A 15,394-nucleotide genomic window follows, 5' to 3' on the forward strand; every position below is an offset into this window, starting at 1 on the left:
CGTAAAAAAACCCGCATTGCTGCGGGTTTTTCAGCCTATGGCTTCGCTAGATCCCCCTTGCACTGATCCAAGCGGTCTTCATCTGTCTCGACTCCTTTCTCGGTGTCGATGTTCCCGTTCAAGTCGAGATAGATGTCGGTGTTCGGCCATTTTGGCGTGATGCTCACACAATGATGGCGCCCCTTGTCGCCCCACCAATCCAACTGCATGAAAAAGTCTTCGTCTGGAAATATAAAGCCGTTATCCGACGTACCACCTCCGGGCTGCATCCGTCCCTTGTATATCCGATGTTGCACGTTCCAGATGTACTTGAGTTCTTCCTTGCCGTTTTCGGCGTAATGAACCGTTACTGTCGGCTCAAGAATGGTCTGTCCTACAAAGAACAATATTGGGAGCAACGGAATGCACAACAACCACGCACATCCAGATCGTCCTTTATTCACATACGTGGTCGTCAATCCCTTCTCCCCAGTTTTCTGGTGCTATTGCCAATACTTCATCCATGATCATCTTCGCTGTTACCCCACCGTTGGGGTGCTCGTTGGCCAGCTTCACGCCGATACTGATAGATACCCTATCAGCAACGTCGTCCCATGATCGTAACTCTGTCCATGGACTGGCTGTTGCGTGGGGACCGGGCAGTTTCCAATCCTCTCGGGGCTTTTTTATCCACTCCTCGCCCTTCCTCAGGGTATCCGAGACGACTTGCTCAGCCCCGGCGCCGTCCAGCAACACGCTTTCAGATAGTCCGCCGATGATTCCGACATATCCATAATGGATATTCGACCAGATATCGTAGAAGTACATGTACTTCCCTTGCTTGTGCCAGAAGGTGCCAAATAGCGCTTTCAGCTTGGGCTTGTGATCCCACTCTTGATTCTGACCCACTTTCTTAGTCCAGATAGCTGCTGCTGCGGCTTTCTGCGCCTTTGCGATGCTGCCGTAATTCGGTGGTCCGCCCAGACGGGCAAGCAATGGCAGTTCCGCAAACTGCTTTGCCGCCACGTCGGGATCGTAGTCAATGAGCCTTTTCATCTCTAACACGGCCGGGTCATGAATGTTGCGATTCATTTCATCAGCGATATAGCTGGCCAGCTCTTCCATTTGGTCGGGATGATTGCAAACGACAGGCTCCGGTTTCTCGGCTTCCTGTTTTTTGGGTGCAGCATTCGGGTCCACAAGAGCATTGGCAGCAGTGGCCTTCTCTGTCAGCTTCGAATCAGCCAGCAGGGTAGCCATGCGTTCATCATCAACTGTGCCATCAGGACGGATTGCTCCCAGAACAGCGAAGTTGATGATCGACGCACCGGGATCGGTTCCCATAATAAACCCACCACCAACATCACCTGACCCGGTGATGATTGTTCCGCCATGACTGGTGGGGCTGCCCAAGTGAGCCATGGGCCGCCCGTTCACTTGAATGGAAGGAAAACCGGTGGTGATAACGGCACCACAACCACAGGTATCGCCTACACGAGCTGAGCCCATGAAGTTGATATTCGTGTCAGCGCTGGCTGAGGCAATAGGGGTAATACCGTGACCTGGCATTGGGCAGACGTGCTTGTCACCCAGCCGTGCAGAAGAAATCATGCAGCTTCCTTGTTCGTCCTTGGGAAATCCCGGCCTGAGGCAGGGGCAGAATGACGTTACTGAGGAAATTGATCGCCGGATGTAGGACACGTCCTGAAATCCATGCTCCGTTTCCCCGCTCCATGTCATTGCTGGGGCGCGAAGGACAACTGCTCTGACATAAGGTTATGAAGGGTAGCCGTTCGCCTATGGGGAGTTCGCCTGCTCTGCAGCTTTTCACTAATCCCTCAGAATGACTACTTTCAATCGATCACAGCCAAACGGTCTAAGCTCATCCGTTCGGGACCTTATCTCGCTTCAGACGGCCCGCTATTTGGGGCGAGTCAGCTTGCTGGTGGATGGAGCATTTCGACTATGCGCGTCTCGTTTCATGGTCAACTCTCGCCGCATCTCCCTCGCGTACGCTTGGAGACACCATCATGATCCGCATCCTGCTGACCACTCTTATGCTGCAGCCCTAAGCACCCCGGCACACGCTGAAATGACTCCCTTCCCTGCCTCCTTCCGCACTCAGAACATCCCACTAGAAGACGTCACCCTCCACGTCCGCATCGGCGGCAAAGGCCCAGCCGTGGTACTGCCACATGGATTCGGCGACACCGGCGATATGTGGGCGCCGCTGGCCGCCGATCTGGCCCGGGATCACACAGTCGTGGTGCCAGACCTGCGCGGCATGGGCTTGTCGTCGATCCCGGACAGCGGCTACGACAAGAAGACCCAAGCCGCCGACATCCGTGCGGTATTGGCAGCACTGGGCATCGAACACTCGGTGGTCATCGGCCATGACATCGGCACCATGGTCGCCTATGCCTATGCCGCGCGTTATCCGCAACTCACCGTTCGCCTGGTGGTGATGAATGCGCCCGTGCCGGGCATCCCGCCCTGGAACGACATAGTCCGCTCACCGATGCTTTGGCACTTCGACTTTGGCGGCCCGGATGCTGAGCGCTTGGTCGCCGGTCGTGAGCGCATTTACCTGGACCGGTTCTGGAACGAGTTCGCGGGCGACCCCAGCAAGGTGGATGAAGAAACCCGCCAGCATTACGCCGCGCTCTACGCCCGCCCCGGCGCCATGCGCGCAGCCTTCGCCCAGTTCCGCAGCATTCGTCAGGATGAAGCGGACAACAAGGCTTCGATGGCGACTCGGCTGACGATGCCGGTGCTGGCCGTCAGCGGTGAAAAATCCTTTGGGAGCAATGAAGCGATCGTAATGCGCAATGCGGCGGACAAGGTCACGGAAGTGGTGATTCCGGGGGCAGGACATTGGCTGATGGAAGAAGCGCCAATGCAGACTGTTCGAGCGATTCGTGATTTCATCACGCAGTAACGGAGGGGCATTGGCTTCTGGACTTCATGCCAACAAATCCCTAGCTTAACTTGCTCCGAATACCCGCAGAGACGGATATGCAACAACCCATTCGAAAACTAACGCTAGCGAATATCGATGCCATAACGGAGGTTTTTTATCGTGATTTGGCCGTTATCGGACAATCGATTGCAGGAAAAACCGGCTTGCCCTTAATGCTTTCAATGAAACGCGATCGCCTGGGTCATGGGCCTTACCCCGGCGTATCGTTATTCGAGGCCGCCAACCGGATCATGTCCGATCTTGTGATTCTTCACGGTGTTGCAGCCCTGCTTAAGGACAAGCACTTTCCCTTCGACGAGTACACCGTCGAGTTTGGAAACGAAAACCACAACGACTTTGATATCTATGCAAGTTCGACGGGCGTGAGCCTGGCGGGAGAAGCTTTCAACGTTGCACCATCCTTCTTCCAAAATAAAAAAAGCTCGGCTCTGAATAAGTTGCGCTCCAAAGCTCCCGACGTAACCTATCGAGTCGTCATGTTCAATGCCGAGGCGGTACGAAAGGGTTACGCCGGGCGCGGCAAGGATGGCATTTATCATGTCGTCGTCGATATCACATCAGGGGCCGTCGCCGTTTCTCCAAAACCCACTTGGAACGTTTTGGTGTAAAGATGACGGGGCTATTTTCCAGCTACATAAGCCCGTCCATTTCTGCTCAGGAGCGGAGCCTTTCGAGGCGGTTCCAGCTGTAATTCGTTATGCACCAGCCTCCCTGACTACGCCGAAAACGATATCAACACCGTCACCAACATCGCCCGGATCCTGGAGCAGGACGTGAGCGATGTGTTTCAGGTGATTGAACAGCGCGGGTTCGATACGCCGTAAGCGTCTGCCCGACCAGCATCTTGGTGAGCTGATTTGAGCTGATACAGGAATCAGCTCACCAAAGCTGCGGCATGAAGATTGAAGCCTCTTGATCAGCGTTCACACTGATGGTCGCGGATGAGGTCCGGGCCCTGGCCAAGCGCACGTCCGACTCCGGGGAAATCGACCAGTTGCTCAACACGCTCGGCAGCAAGAGCCAGGAAGTTTGTAAACGCTCCATGAACCCCACATTCAAAGCGCTTAGCTGATCCCGGATGCTGTGCTCCCGATTCCCTCAGGAGCCAGCCCGCCATGATGCGACCCGATGCTAAAGTCGAAAAAGTCTATCTCTACCCCAAGCCCGTCGACTTTCGAAAATCCATTGATGGCCTGGCGGCGCTGGTCGAACTGGATATCAAAGTCGCGGTATTCGACCCTGTGCTTTTCGTCTTCCTCAACAAGCCACGCAACCGCGTGAAGATTTTGTATTGGGGTGTGTCACGAACGCTGGCGTAAGCCAGCGATGCTCTATCAAAGATGGGAGTAGGCCTCCCGGAGTCTGCTTGCAGGAGCTGGCTTCAAACCGCCCGGTGCTGCTGCGTTCAAAAGGCGTGGTGGTGAGCGACCGTTGGAAAAGGCGCCGATAACGGCGTCAGGTACGTATTGAGAAGATGAGCGAAAGCAAACCGTCCGAAGACGCATCGTTAAATATTCAAGTGCTGTCAAAACTGAGGTCGCCCAGTAGCCTCAGGACCAGTCTGGAGGATACCTGTCTACTGTCCAGATGGCAGCCGGTGTATAGGCAGCATGAGCTCAATACAGGCTTTGATAGGGAACGTGAGAACCTCGCCTTTGATGCCAAGGGAAATGACAAGCGGCTACCACCGCAAGGAAGAATACCGATGCAAAGGTCGAGGGGCGGAGCCATTCGTAGTAGTGATGAAGTTCTTGTAATGAGAATGGAGCGAAGGGATGGCGTTGCCCAGCTCGCTTGTGTCGTCAACCGGCTTCGGCGGGGAGGAGCGGCATGAGTGCAGCAAAGTCGTACAGCATTTCCAAACTGACAGTTTGGGAGGCCTTCCAGCGAGTGAAAGCCAATCGAGGAGCCGCTGGGATAGATGAACAGTCTATTGCCCAGTTCGAGCAGAAGCTGCAACGCAACCTGTACAGGGTTTGGAACCGGATGTCATCGGGCTCCTATTTTCCGCCCGCGGTACGGCAGGTGGAAATTGCGAAGCAATCAGGAGGCAAACGCAAGCTGGGTATTCCAACAGTCGCTGACAGGGTGGCTCAGACAGTGGTCAAGCTTCTTGTAGAACCTGGTCTGGACAGGCTGTTTCATCCGGACTCCTATGGATACCGGCCTGGAAAGTCAGCCAAACAAGCGGTGGAGATCACTCGCAGGCGCTGCTGGAATATGAATTGGGTGGTGGAGTTTGATATCAAAGGGGCTTTTGATCACATCGATCATGAACTGCTGCTCAAGGCGGTTAGGCATCATGTGAAGGATGACTGGATTGTGCTGTATATCGAGCGGTGGCTTAAAGCGCCGTTTGAAATGGCTGATGGTATTCAGGTACCGCGTGACAGCGGTACACCCCAAGGTGGGGTGATCAGTCCTTTGTTGATGAATCTGTTCATGCACTATGCATTCGATGCCTGGATACAACGGACGTTTCCGGGCTGTCCATTTGCACGCTATGCCGACGATGCGGTGGTTCATTGCCGCAGTGAAAAGCAGGCATGCGAGGTCATGGCGGCAATCAAGGTGCGCTTGGAGGCGTGCCTGCTGACCCTGCACCCGGATAAGTCGAAGATTGTTTATTGCAAGGACAGTAACCGTAAAGCTGCTTACCCAAGCACGCAGTTCACGTTTCTGGGATTTACCTTCCGGCCACGGGTGGCATGGGGCAATCATGGGCGCCGTTTTACCAGCTTCCTGCCCGGTGCGAGTAACGAGGCTTTGAAACGGATGCGTCAACAAACTCGCAGCTGGAATATCCAGCGGCAAACACCGGCCAGCCTTCTGGAGTTGTCAAAGCAGTACAACTCCACGCTTCGTGGGTGGTGGAACTACTATGGAACTTTCTACAAAACGGTGATGCGCAGGGTCTTCAATCACTTTGACTTGAAGTTACAGCGCTGGGCCCGTCAGAAGTACAAACCACTCGCGGGGCACAGGCGCCGCAGTGCTGACTGGCTCAACCGGATGAAGAAGGCCTGTCCATCGTTGTTCGTGCACTGGCATGTCTATGGAAATGAGGTTCGACCGGGCAACGGGAGCCGTATGAGTTGAGAGGCTCACGTACGGTTCTGCGAGAGGCTGAAGGTGAAACTCCTACGGCCTACTTACCAACGCAACGGCTTCTGCCTCTGGCTCAAGCGCCTCGAATCCGAGCGCTTCAAAACATCGCCCGATGCCACTGACGAGGCGATTGTTCTGACCGTGCAGGAACTGAACTGGCTACTGGATGGTTTTGATCTCTGGCGCAACCGCCCTCATCAGGTTTTGACACCGCGATACGTGGCCTGATTCGGTATAATCCAGGGCATGATTTCCATGCCCGAAAATATCCCCGATGATCCTGAATTGCTCAAGCAGATGCTTGCGAAGATGCAGTCCAGAGTCGGTTTCCTCGAAGAAGAAAATGCGCTGTTGCGTCAGCGCCTGTTCGGACGCAAGTCCGAGCAAACGGTTGATCCGGCAACGCCGCAGTTGGCCCTGTTCAATGAGGCGGAAAGCGTCGTCGAGCCCATTGATGAAGCGGCAGAAGAAGAGGCTGTTGCGCCGACCCAGCGACGTGGCAAACGCAAACCGCTGCCGGCCGATCTCCCCCGCATCGAAGTCATCCACGAACTGCCCGAACATGAACTGACCTGTGCCTGCGGCTGCCGCAAACACGCCATCGGCGAGGAGCTCAGCGAGCAGCTTGAAATCGTGCCGATGCAAATCCGCGTGATCAAACACGTCCGTAAGGTCTACGGTTGCCGTGCCTGTGAAACGGCACCGGTCACTGCGGACAAGCCCGCTCAACTGATTGAAAAAAGCATGGCCAGCCCAAGCGTGCTGGCGATGCTGCTGACCACCAAATACGTGGACGGTTTGCCGCTTCACCGTTTCGAAAAAGTGCTGGGCCGCCATGGCATCGATATCCCGCGCCAGACCTTGGCCCGCTGGGTTATCCAGTGCGGTGAACACTTGCAACCACTGCTGAATTTAATGCGCGACCAGTTATTGGAAAGCCGCGTCATCCACTGCGATGAAACCCGCGTGCAGGTGTTGAAAGAGCAGGATCGGGAGCCCAGCAGCCAGTCCTGGATGTGGGTGCAAACCGGCGGCCCACCCGACAAACCAGTGATCCTTTTCGACTACTCCACCAGCCGGGCTCAGGAGGTGCCGACGCGCCTGCTTGATGGCTATCGCGGCTACGTGATGACCGATGATTACGCCGGTTACAACGCGCTGGGCGCGCAGGAAGGAGTGGAGCGTTTAGGCTGCTGGGCGCATGCACGGCGCAAATTCGTCGAAGCGCAAAAAGTGCAGCCCAAAGGCAAGACGGGTCGTGCGGACATCGCGCTGAACCTGATCAACAAGCTTTATGGCATCGAGCGCGACCTACAGGCCGGCAACGACGGCGAGCGAAAAACCGGTCGTCACGCGCACAGCCTGCCGGTGCTGGCTCAGTTGAAAAGCTGGATGGAAAAGACCCAACCCCAGGTCACCGCTCAAAACGCCCTGGGCAAAGCCATCAGCTACCTGGCGAGCAACTGGAACAAACTTGAGCGGTACGTCGAGGAAGGCTATTTGCCAATCGACAACAACCCTGCCGAAAGAGCCATCAGGCCCTTCGTGATCGGAAGAAAGAACTGGTTGTTCAGCGACACGCCCAAAGGTGCGACGGCTAGTGCCCAACTTTACAGCTTGGTCGAGACCGCCAAAGCCAACGGCCAAGAGCCCTATGCGTGGCTGCGTCACGCACTTGAGCGCCTGCCGACGGCTTCTTCGGTTGAGGATTACGAAGCTTTACTGCCCTGGAACTGCTCGCCGGTATCGCGTAGTTAAACGCGCTATCCATCTTGCTGGCTGGTAGGGTTTACGGTGAGCTTAAAGAATACGAGCGGAGCAACGATCATGGAATACGACGATAAACTGATTGAAGAAGCCGTGCTGGCCCTGTTGGCAACCTTCAGTTTTGATAACGGCAATGCTTGGAAAGGGTTCGACTTCGAGACCATGAGCCGATTACATGAACAGGGTTTCATCAGTAATCCGGTGAACAAGAACAAATCGATTTGGTTAACGGCTGAAGGGTTGGAGCGAGGTCGGCAGATAGCCGACCGGTTGTTTGGGGTAGGAACCCAAGGGGAGCATGTATCCGAGTCGGATACCTGACTTCATACCACGGCCATCCGGTAGGTGGGATTTATGGATCGCATACGGAAGTTTCGCAGAAGATGGACAGTTGCCTGGACCTGTCGCGTGCCAGCGTGTGCTCGATCGAGAGCGCACGTGACAGCTTTGAACGCATCCAGTTGTCGGTCAATTAAGTCCGGGATCAGAACCTGCAGATATCGACGGCGGCGGACGAACAGCACAGCGTGGCCGAAGAGATCAATCGGCATATCCAGCAGATCTACGAAGAGGCGCGGCTAGTCGAAAGCCTGGCCAACTCCGCGCAAGAAGACTCAGGCCGGCTGTCGCACCTCTCGAATGAACTGAACGGGCTGGTGGGGCGCTTCAAGTCGTAGGGGCATTGTGCGGTGTTGTGGTCAACCCATGGGGACTCCATCGGCGGAGTGGTTTGATGCGTTTCAGCTTGATAGTGAAAGAAAAGGTGGCAGGTCTATTTATCAAATAGATCTGTCACCTTTTTTTCGTTTTTAATCTTAGAAAAGTGATCTGTTCTTTTGCTCTTGGCGCCGAGCTTCTTTAGCCTCACGCTCCTCCCTCGCAAATTTTTTCATTTCCTCATAAAACTTTGTTGAATTTATTCTGAGATTCCACATATGGCCGATCGCGACTGTTGTAGCAATGACCGTGGTGGCTCCAGCCCAAGCTGTTTTATTCTGAGCAACCTTGCCTAATATAAAGTAGCAGGGCCAAAGTTCCGGAAAACTCACACCCAGCTCGAGCAACAATGTATATCCAAAAAGGAATGCACCTGCAATAAGCAGCCCCAATATTGAAAACATTCCCAAATAATACATTATGGATGACGAAACTATCCAGGCACGCTTGGTAAAAGCAGGAACAACAAGGATTACACCAAGCAACCTATAACCGATCACTTCAGCAACATTGTTATACCAATGAGGAAGAAAGGGGCGAAGAAGGTATGAAATCAACCATATGGAAATTATCACTTTTACCGATATTACTACTACATCCCACCACATTTACGGCTCCTCAGTATACAGCCATAGACATAACAAAGCATAATGAAGAGGTGGCAGATCCGTACAAACCGATCCGCCCCTCACTTTACTCACCACACATTCACTGATTTACACAAGTGCGAAAAACCCGTTCCTCACACCCACCAAACTGCATAACTACTGAATAAAAGTCAGGTGATCTGAATCTTTTATTTTGTCAGTGCAAGGTGGTTCTAACGAAAAGCCCAACTGGACTTTTGCACCGTTCGAGCCCTCGTAAAGCGGGAACTTCCACCCTTCGCACTCACCTTCTGTCACATTAAAAACCACATAGCGATTAAGCGTGACAGGTCCTTTAAAACCTGCATCTGTGTAGAAACCTTCGAACTGATAAGTTTTAAGCTCCGGCTTTTCACCTGATTCCGATGTGCCTTGCTCTTTAACATATAAGTGCCCCGAGTACTTCTCAGGCCCCAGCTTTCGTTCAAATACGTAGTATTTACCCTCACCCAAAAGGCTGACATCTACATCTTCGACCAGCGGTTGATGGATCGAGCCGTACAAAATGTAGCCCCCCGCAAGCAAAGCAACCACTGCTAAAGCAGCGCCAATACCAAATTTACTCATATAACCTCTCCTTGTTTGTGTACATCATTATCGTTAATTGCTGCCGAACGTGGCCAGCAGGGATGGCACTTATCATGTCGTCATCTATACACATGAGGGGCGTCGCAGTTTGCCCCCCACTCAGAACGTGTCGAAGAAAAGATGACAAGTCTATTTTCTAATTAAATAGATCCACCCTCTTTTCGCCTACCTGTTTTTTGATGGGGTCGTAAGCTTCGTTGACCAGTATCTTTCCATCGTGACGGAAGACGCAGAGTGCGAGGGGGGGCGAATGCGTTGTGCGATCATGAAGTAAAATCCATTTACTTTTAAGAATTCCTGTAGCAACTCCGAAGGCTGCTACAGGTTTACGTCTATTTCAGATATCAGAAGTTAGCCGGCGTATTCGCACTAATAATCTCCGCCTCATTCGCCCCAATATTGCGAAACCGATGCGGCAGCGTCGTCGGAAAGTAATACCCATCCCCGGCATTCAACACACTGATCTGCCCATCCACCGTCAGTTCAACAGTGCCACGGGTTACGAGCCCGCACTCCTCCCCTTCCGCATGCACGATCGGCTCTTCACCAGAGCTGGCCCCAGGCGCGTACTGCTCGCGCAAAAGCCGCATCTGCCGACTCGGCACCGAAGCCCCGATCAACAACAGCCGCAACCCATGACGCCCCAGATCCGGCTGTTCATTGGCGCGGAACACGTATTGATGCTCGCGAGGCGGTTGGTCGAAGGTGAAGAAGTCTGCCAAAGACATGGGTATGCCTTCGAGCAGTTTTTTGAGGGAGCTGACGGAGGGACTGACGCGATTCTGTTCGATCAGGGAGATGGTGGCATTGGTGACGCCGCTACGCCGGGCCAGCTCGCGCTGGGACAGCTTGTAGCTTTCGCGTACTAATTTGAGTCGTGAGCCCGTGTCCATGACAGCCTTATGTGAGAACGACTTAAGGGGTAATGGGGGGTGGGTGGCGGGCGACTGGTGGCCGCGGATCACGCCGTTTCCCGTCCAGGAACCGTGGAAGGCGGGTATTAAATCACGTTTGTTGGTGTTGCTCAGCAGGTTCGATAGGCGGCTGGATAAAACGGCCGTTGGCACTGGTCGTAGTGCTGAAACTGTGGGAGCGGGCTTGCTCGCGAAGAGGCCATCACATTCAACATCAACAGTGACTGACCCACCGCTGCACGGTCAAGCTGAGTTTCGGGCGCTTTTTTTGTGGGCCTATGAAGAAACCAGCGGCCATTCGGCCAGCGCCCGATACCGGCCTTTATGGGATTCGAACAGCGTGAAACGATCAGCACGCAGAAAAAACTCTGGCGGCGTAGCGGATTCAGGAACCGGCGCCCGGTAGTCGCGCATCAGGGTCAAATGCGGACGAAATTCCCGGCGGCTGTCTTCAAAGCCGAACGGCAACATCGCTTGCTCCAGCGCATACACCAACCGCAGCAACTCCGGTGCTGCCTGCGCGGGCGCCAGCAACAAAACCCCGGACCGACGCCAGACGTCCAGTCGATCAAGCATCACCGTCAACGGCACGCCAGACGTGCGGACATTGGCGGCGGCCTTGCAGATACCCGCTATCTGCGCCATACCCACCGCACCGAGAAACAGCAGGGTCAGATGAAAGTTTTCCGCTGGCACCGGGCGCCCGACATTCAGCCCCAGCGCGCTGCGCCATTGGGCGATGGCCCGGCGTTGTTCGGGGGCGCAGTTCAGGGCGAAGAACAGCCGCTTGAACGGCTCACGGGTTTCATCGCTCATGTCGGGCACCTCAAGGCTCGGGGACCCTTTGATTTTACAAAGGGATACCACGCCAGCAAGCGCATTTCTGGCAGCTGCCGGCATGCGCGTTATAGTTGAAGCAACCGAATCGACGGGAGGGCGCCATGCGTCAGGTCATCAGCAAAGAGCCATGGTGGGCCGTACCACCGAAGCCCGGCCAGGATGAGTCCGAGCTGGAATGGGGCTGGCTGGTTCATTACAACGAAGGCGAGCCGCGCTTCGAGTTCATCAAGGAGCGGCCGTCGGACAGCGAGATTCGCAACCGCAAAAGCTGCAGGACCACCCCGACGCCTGAGTGATCCTGCGGCGTCTTCAGGCTTTGACGAGCATATCGAAACCGCCAAAAATCGCCCGCTGGCCGTCGAACGGCATCGGATTGACGTCCGGCTGCATCCGCGGATCGCTCATGAATTTCGCCATGCCGGCATCTCGGGTGACCTTGTCCGGCCAGACGATCCAGGAAAACACCACGGTTTCGTCTTCCTTGAGTTTTACCGCCATGGGAAACGAGGTCACTTTGCCATCGGGCACGTCGTCGCCCCAGCATTCGGCGAGGCTGAGTGCGCCGCTTTCCTTGAAAATCGCGGCGGCGGACTCCGCGTGTTGCTTGAATTTTTCGCGGTTGGCTTTGGGTACTGCCGCGACGAAGCCATCAACGTAAGCCATGATCGTTCTCCTCGGGTTATGGGTTGATCTGCTGGGTAGTCGATTCGGCGTCGCTCCAATCGACAGATCCCGCACCCAGGCCGACCGATGGTTCGACGGGCTGTGCGACAGGCTGGGCCAGGCTGCCCTCGATTTTCCCGGCCATGTACAGCGTTCCGGCCATGACGCCAGTGGTGGGGTTTTGCACCAGCTTCAACCACGCCTTGTCGAATGAATCACCCAGACTACTGCGGATCAGCGCCTCGCTATCGGGCCGGTCGTTGGCCTGAATAATCGCGCGCACCCCCGCCACCCCCACGGAAATCAGCGCCCCGGCCAGTTTCCCCGCCGCTGCCGCCACGGCACTGGCCGCGCCGCGCGGGGCCATTTCGGCTTCCATTCGTTGGCTGGCGCGCTTGGCCACTGGCGCCATGCCGGCGTCCGTCGAGGCAATGCCCTTCTCACCGCCCGCCGCGTGGATCTTGTCGATCAGCGCCGCGTAGGCCGGCAGCGTACTCAGCGGCTCGCTGTGCACCACCTGATACAGCGAAGCGTCACGGGCAGGCGGCGGGCCCAACGCAATCGCCGGAACTTTCTGGACACGCGCGTTGAGCTGCGCCATCGGCACGCCATGACGCTGGGAGATGACCTGAAGTTGCTGGCCGAGCTGCTGCACGTAAAACGCTGTCGCCTGCCCGAGGATCTCGTCGGGATCGATCTCTACCGCCACCGGTTTCAGCACTTTCCGGTGATATTGTTCCAACAGATAGGCCGCCAGGCGTTTGGCCGAGGCATCCTGTTCGCCCCCGGCGCTGATGGCGTACCAGCTGACCTTCAACGATAGCCATTCCTGGGTCCAGTAGCTGCTGAACCACGGAATGAAGACTTCTTCGGTCTGTTCGTGAACCCGCGTGCGCCAGTGCTCCATGGACCCACGGGCGTAGACCCTGGCCTGTTCGGTGGCCTGCTGCGAAGCCGCGACAATTTCCTGGTCCACCTGCTGCCAGGTGCTCTGGGAAACTATCACCGGCGCCACGGCTACCGGGGCACGCGCAGACGTGACGCATCCCGCCAGTACCACCAACACAGCGACGATCAGCGAACGCAGGTTCAAGATCGCGGGGTCCTACAGTCTGCGTCGGACGGAGTGTTCGGCGCTCAAGAACGTACTGATTTGAGTATAGGTCGGGGACGGGGCCCGTCCGTCAGGAAGAGTGATGGCGCCCTCAAAAATTTCATTGCAGGCTCGAAGGCAAACATCGCACCTGTGGCGAGGGAGCTTGCTCCCGCTGGGGCGCGTAGCGCCCCCAAAACCTGCCACCGCGGTGATTCAGATAGATCGCAACAGTCCGTTTTGCGACTGCTTCGCAGCCGAGCGGGAGCAAGCTCCCTCGCCACAATGGATCACCAGAATCCCGATTTCTGTTGCCACCATCATCCACGTCGATATTCACCATCGCCGCGAATGCCTTCCGCAAAAAAACCGTCAGGCGCAGGATCAACCCATCGCCACTCACACCCCGCATCGGAGGGGCACACCATGTTGATCCATCTCCTGACTTGCCTGGCCTTGACGGCCGTGACCCTGACCCTGTTTTCCCGCTTCGTGCTGGATAGCGGTCAAACCGAGGAGTCGACATCATGATTTATTCCGTCAGCCTCGCGTTCAGCTTTCCGGTGTTCGGCAGCAACTACTATTCGCAGCAGGTCGTTTCTCGCAAAGCGCTCGCATTGGTATTCGACAAGCACTTCGAGACTTTGCTGATGCCGGCAGCGACCAACCACTTCAGTAACGAAGTGGTCGGGCTCAACGATCAATTCCGCTTTTTGAATGACGTGCTGGTTGAGCATCTGCTGGAGACTGAAATGACTCAGCGTCCGTCACGGTCGGCACAAGCGTTCACCTTCTGACAGGATGGGCAATGCGGGTTGATGGCGGGTCAGCGCGGGCCGCCACCGGGACCACCACCGAAACCTCCAGGATGGCCAAAACCACCACCACCACCACCACCACCACCACCACCACCACCACCACCACCACCACCACCACCACCACCCGGCGGGAAGAACATCCAGCAGCCGGACAGGGACGACAACAAGGCGACGACCACTGCCATTTTTACAACTTTGTTCAACATCATCACTTCACTCTCTGTTTAGGCGAGAAAAACAACCTTTCTCGCCCTTTCAGACAGTGTTTACCGGGCTTTGAGCACCGAACCAGTGTAAAGAATGGGTAATGGTTGTATCGGAAACGACTCATATTCCACAGCGTTTTCAGGGGCCGGCCCTACAGGCGATTGCCGACCCTCCTTGCTGCGGCGCGGCCCCAAGCCTTTCTCAAACTGCGGCAGTCACGCTCGCTGCTTCTGCAAGAGTCTTGATACAAAACCGTTTTATAGCCGCAGACTTTCATTCAGGCCGGCGCACTGCCCTCACCTTCCCGCTGTTGCCGCCGCCACAGAAAAACCGATCGTGGCCATCGAACTCAAGCCCCGACACCCCGACGCCCGCCGGCATCTGCACACTCTCCAAGACCTCGCCCGTGGCCGGATCGACGCGCAACCGTGCGCGATGGGATTCATCTGCGGGTTTCATTCGAAAGGCTCGCACAATCAGCATTTCTCTCGGCACGTCGACAGGCCATGCCTCACCCAACGCTCGGGCAAGCGCGAACAACGCCGGACGCCGGGTGAGTGATACCGACGAGCCGCCGGCGTGTCGAGGATGCGCGAGGCACTTTCGACCTCGGCGGTGAGTGCCGGGATGTCCGCGCGTTGCGCGGCACGCTCGGCCCGATCAGCGGCGTTGACCCAATCGCCGTGGGCCTGAAGTATCTCTCGCGCGGCGTCGAGCGATTTCGCCGGCCAGCCAAGGTCACGCGAGGCCAGCGCGATCTCGGCCTCGGCGACGACACACCGTGCCCGGGCCATGGCCTCCTTCGGACCAAAGGCCCGCGCTGCGCTACGCACCAGCGCCTTTGCTCGCACAAGGTCGCCCAGCTGCGCCATCGCGATGCCTCGAAGCGCGAGTGCAGGTGCGTCGTTGCGCAGGGCTATGCGGTTCAGCGCGCCGAGGGGATCACCCGTCGCGAGCGCCTGCGCTGCTGCGGTGATCAGCGAATCCATGTGAATCGCGCCACCTGCCCCCCCACCGTCCGATGTTCGCTGATCAGTCTATCTCAGGGCTGCGCAGCCGCACGCCGGGTTTTA

At 56.2% G+C, this 15,394-nt stretch carries 18 protein-coding genes and 4 pseudogenes; 11 read left to right on the top strand and 11 right to left on the bottom strand.

From position 1 onward, the window contains the following. Window positions 1-35 precede the first annotated feature (35 nt). Both LOY38_RS16870 and LOY38_RS16875 read right to left on the bottom strand, forming a co-directional pair. Entirely contained in the window at window positions 36-458 is a 423-nt protein-coding gene (locus LOY38_RS16870; protein WP_258696214.1) for a hypothetical protein, read from the bottom strand. Beyond that, a complete protein-coding gene (locus LOY38_RS16875; protein WP_258696215.1) occupies window positions 436-1,590 on the bottom strand; it encodes a polymorphic toxin type 44 domain-containing protein in 1,155 nt (384 codons plus the stop codon). Before LOY38_RS16875 ends, LOY38_RS16870 begins: the two co-directional genes overlap by 23 nt. Before the next feature lie 419 nt (window positions 1,591-2,009). Here LOY38_RS16875 and LOY38_RS16880 point away from each other — a divergent pair. The 9 genes and pseudogenes from LOY38_RS16880 to LOY38_RS16920 form a co-directional block, all read left to right on the top strand. After that, window positions 2,010-2,917: pseudogene (locus LOY38_RS16880) on the top strand (alpha/beta fold hydrolase). A gap of 77 nt (window positions 2,918-2,994) precedes the next feature. Next, window positions 2,995-3,567, top strand: a complete 573-nt coding sequence (locus LOY38_RS16885) for a hypothetical protein (RefSeq protein WP_258696217.1) — start codon at window positions 2,995-2,997, stop codon at window positions 3,565-3,567. 90 nt (window positions 3,568-3,657) lie between these two features. After that, window positions 3,658-3,783: pseudogene (locus LOY38_RS16890) on the top strand (fructose-bisphosphate aldolase); the annotation flags it as partial. A gap of 291 nt (window positions 3,784-4,074) precedes the next feature. Further along, complete coding sequence (gene tnpB / locus LOY38_RS16895; protein WP_233081557.1) at window positions 4,075-4,278, top strand: IS66 family insertion sequence element accessory protein TnpB; 204 nt, start codon at window positions 4,075-4,077, stop codon at window positions 4,276-4,278. Between the two features lie 511 nt (window positions 4,279-4,789). Further along, window positions 4,790-6,058, top strand: coding sequence for a group II intron reverse transcriptase/maturase (ltrA, locus tag LOY38_RS16900; RefSeq protein ID WP_258696218.1), 1,269 nt, complete (start codon window positions 4,790-4,792; stop codon window positions 6,056-6,058). Between the two features lie 33 nt (window positions 6,059-6,091). After that, complete coding sequence (gene tnpB / locus LOY38_RS16905) at window positions 6,092-6,295, top strand: transposase (RefSeq protein ID WP_258696219.1); 204 nt, start codon at window positions 6,092-6,094, stop codon at window positions 6,293-6,295. Between the two features lie 18 nt (window positions 6,296-6,313). Continuing rightward, on the top strand, window positions 6,314-7,825 hold the full coding sequence (gene tnpC / locus LOY38_RS16910; protein ID WP_258696220.1) for an IS66 family transposase: 1,512 nt from the start codon (window positions 6,314-6,316) through the stop codon (window positions 7,823-7,825). 69 nt (window positions 7,826-7,894) lie between these two features. Continuing rightward, a complete protein-coding gene (locus LOY38_RS16915; protein WP_258696221.1) occupies window positions 7,895-8,155 on the top strand; it encodes a DUF6429 family protein in 261 nt (86 codons plus the stop codon). 35 nt (window positions 8,156-8,190) lie between these two features. Continuing rightward, window positions 8,191-8,511, top strand: a pseudogene (locus tag LOY38_RS16920) (chemotaxis protein); the annotation flags it as partial. Between the two features lie 138 nt (window positions 8,512-8,649). Here the strand turns inward: LOY38_RS16920 and LOY38_RS16925 are convergent. The 4 genes from LOY38_RS16925 to thpR all read right to left on the bottom strand — a co-directional run bounded on the left by LOY38_RS16925 (window position 8,650) and on the right by thpR (window position 11,516). Beyond that, complete coding sequence (locus tag LOY38_RS16925; RefSeq protein WP_258696222.1) at window positions 8,650-9,159, bottom strand: hypothetical protein; 510 nt, start codon at window positions 9,157-9,159, stop codon at window positions 8,650-8,652. Between the two features lie 156 nt (window positions 9,160-9,315). After that, the gene (locus tag LOY38_RS16930) at window positions 9,316-9,765 is read right to left on the bottom strand and encodes a hypothetical protein (protein ID WP_258696223.1); all 450 of its coding nucleotides are present in this window, start codon (window positions 9,763-9,765) and stop codon (window positions 9,316-9,318) included. 365 nt (window positions 9,766-10,130) lie between these two features. After that, a complete protein-coding gene (locus LOY38_RS16935) occupies window positions 10,131-10,679 on the bottom strand; it encodes a cupin domain-containing protein (RefSeq protein WP_258696224.1) in 549 nt (182 codons plus the stop codon). Window positions 10,680-10,976: 297 nt separating this feature from the next. Beyond that, window positions 10,977-11,516 (bottom strand): RNA 2',3'-cyclic phosphodiesterase, encoded by a 540-nt coding sequence (gene thpR, locus LOY38_RS16940; protein WP_258696225.1) that lies wholly within the window; start codon window positions 11,514-11,516, stop codon window positions 10,977-10,979. Window positions 11,517-11,641: 125 nt separating this feature from the next. Here thpR and LOY38_RS16945 point away from each other — a divergent pair, with 125 nt between their 5' ends. Then, the gene (locus tag LOY38_RS16945; protein WP_007938782.1) at window positions 11,642-11,836 is read left to right on the top strand and encodes a hypothetical protein; all 195 of its coding nucleotides are present in this window, start codon (window positions 11,642-11,644) and stop codon (window positions 11,834-11,836) included. A 13-nt stretch (window positions 11,837-11,849) separates the two neighbouring features. On the opposite strand, the gene LOY38_RS16950 is transcribed toward LOY38_RS16945, so the two are convergent. Both LOY38_RS16950 and LOY38_RS16955 read right to left on the bottom strand, forming a co-directional pair. Further along, window positions 11,850-12,203 carry a DUF1428 domain-containing protein gene (locus LOY38_RS16950; protein WP_258696226.1) on the bottom strand — a complete coding sequence of 118 codons (354 nt, stop codon included), beginning with the start codon at window positions 12,201-12,203 and terminating at the stop codon, window positions 11,850-11,852. A gap of 16 nt (window positions 12,204-12,219) precedes the next feature. Then, entirely contained in the window at window positions 12,220-13,296 is a 1,077-nt protein-coding gene (locus LOY38_RS16955) for a hypothetical protein (RefSeq protein ID WP_258696227.1), read from the bottom strand. 527 nt (window positions 13,297-13,823) lie between these two features. On the opposite strand from LOY38_RS16955, the gene LOY38_RS16960 reads away from it, so the two are divergent. Next, on the top strand, window positions 13,824-14,093 hold the full coding sequence (locus LOY38_RS16960) for a hypothetical protein (protein ID WP_258696228.1): 270 nt from the start codon (window positions 13,824-13,826) through the stop codon (window positions 14,091-14,093). A 29-nt stretch (window positions 14,094-14,122) separates the two neighbouring features. Here the strand turns inward: LOY38_RS16960 and LOY38_RS16965 are convergent, their stop codons facing one another. The 3 genes and pseudogenes from LOY38_RS16965 to LOY38_RS16970 all read right to left on the bottom strand — a co-directional run bounded on the left by LOY38_RS16965 (window position 14,123) and on the right by LOY38_RS16970 (window position 15,310). Continuing rightward, entirely contained in the window at window positions 14,123-14,323 is a 201-nt protein-coding gene (locus LOY38_RS16965; protein WP_258696229.1) for a hypothetical protein, read from the bottom strand. Between the two features lie 271 nt (window positions 14,324-14,594). Then, window positions 14,595-14,744, bottom strand: a pseudogene (locus tag LOY38_RS30210) (glutamine cyclotransferase); the annotation flags it as partial. A gap of 53 nt (window positions 14,745-14,797) precedes the next feature. Then, complete coding sequence (locus LOY38_RS16970; protein ID WP_309475851.1) at window positions 14,798-15,310, bottom strand: hypothetical protein; 513 nt, start codon at window positions 15,308-15,310, stop codon at window positions 14,798-14,800. Window positions 15,311-15,394 lie beyond the last annotated feature (84 nt).

This window comes from Pseudomonas sp. B21-015, from assembly GCF_024749285.1.
Lineage (GTDB): Bacteria > Pseudomonadota > Gammaproteobacteria > Pseudomonadales > Pseudomonadaceae > Aquipseudomonas.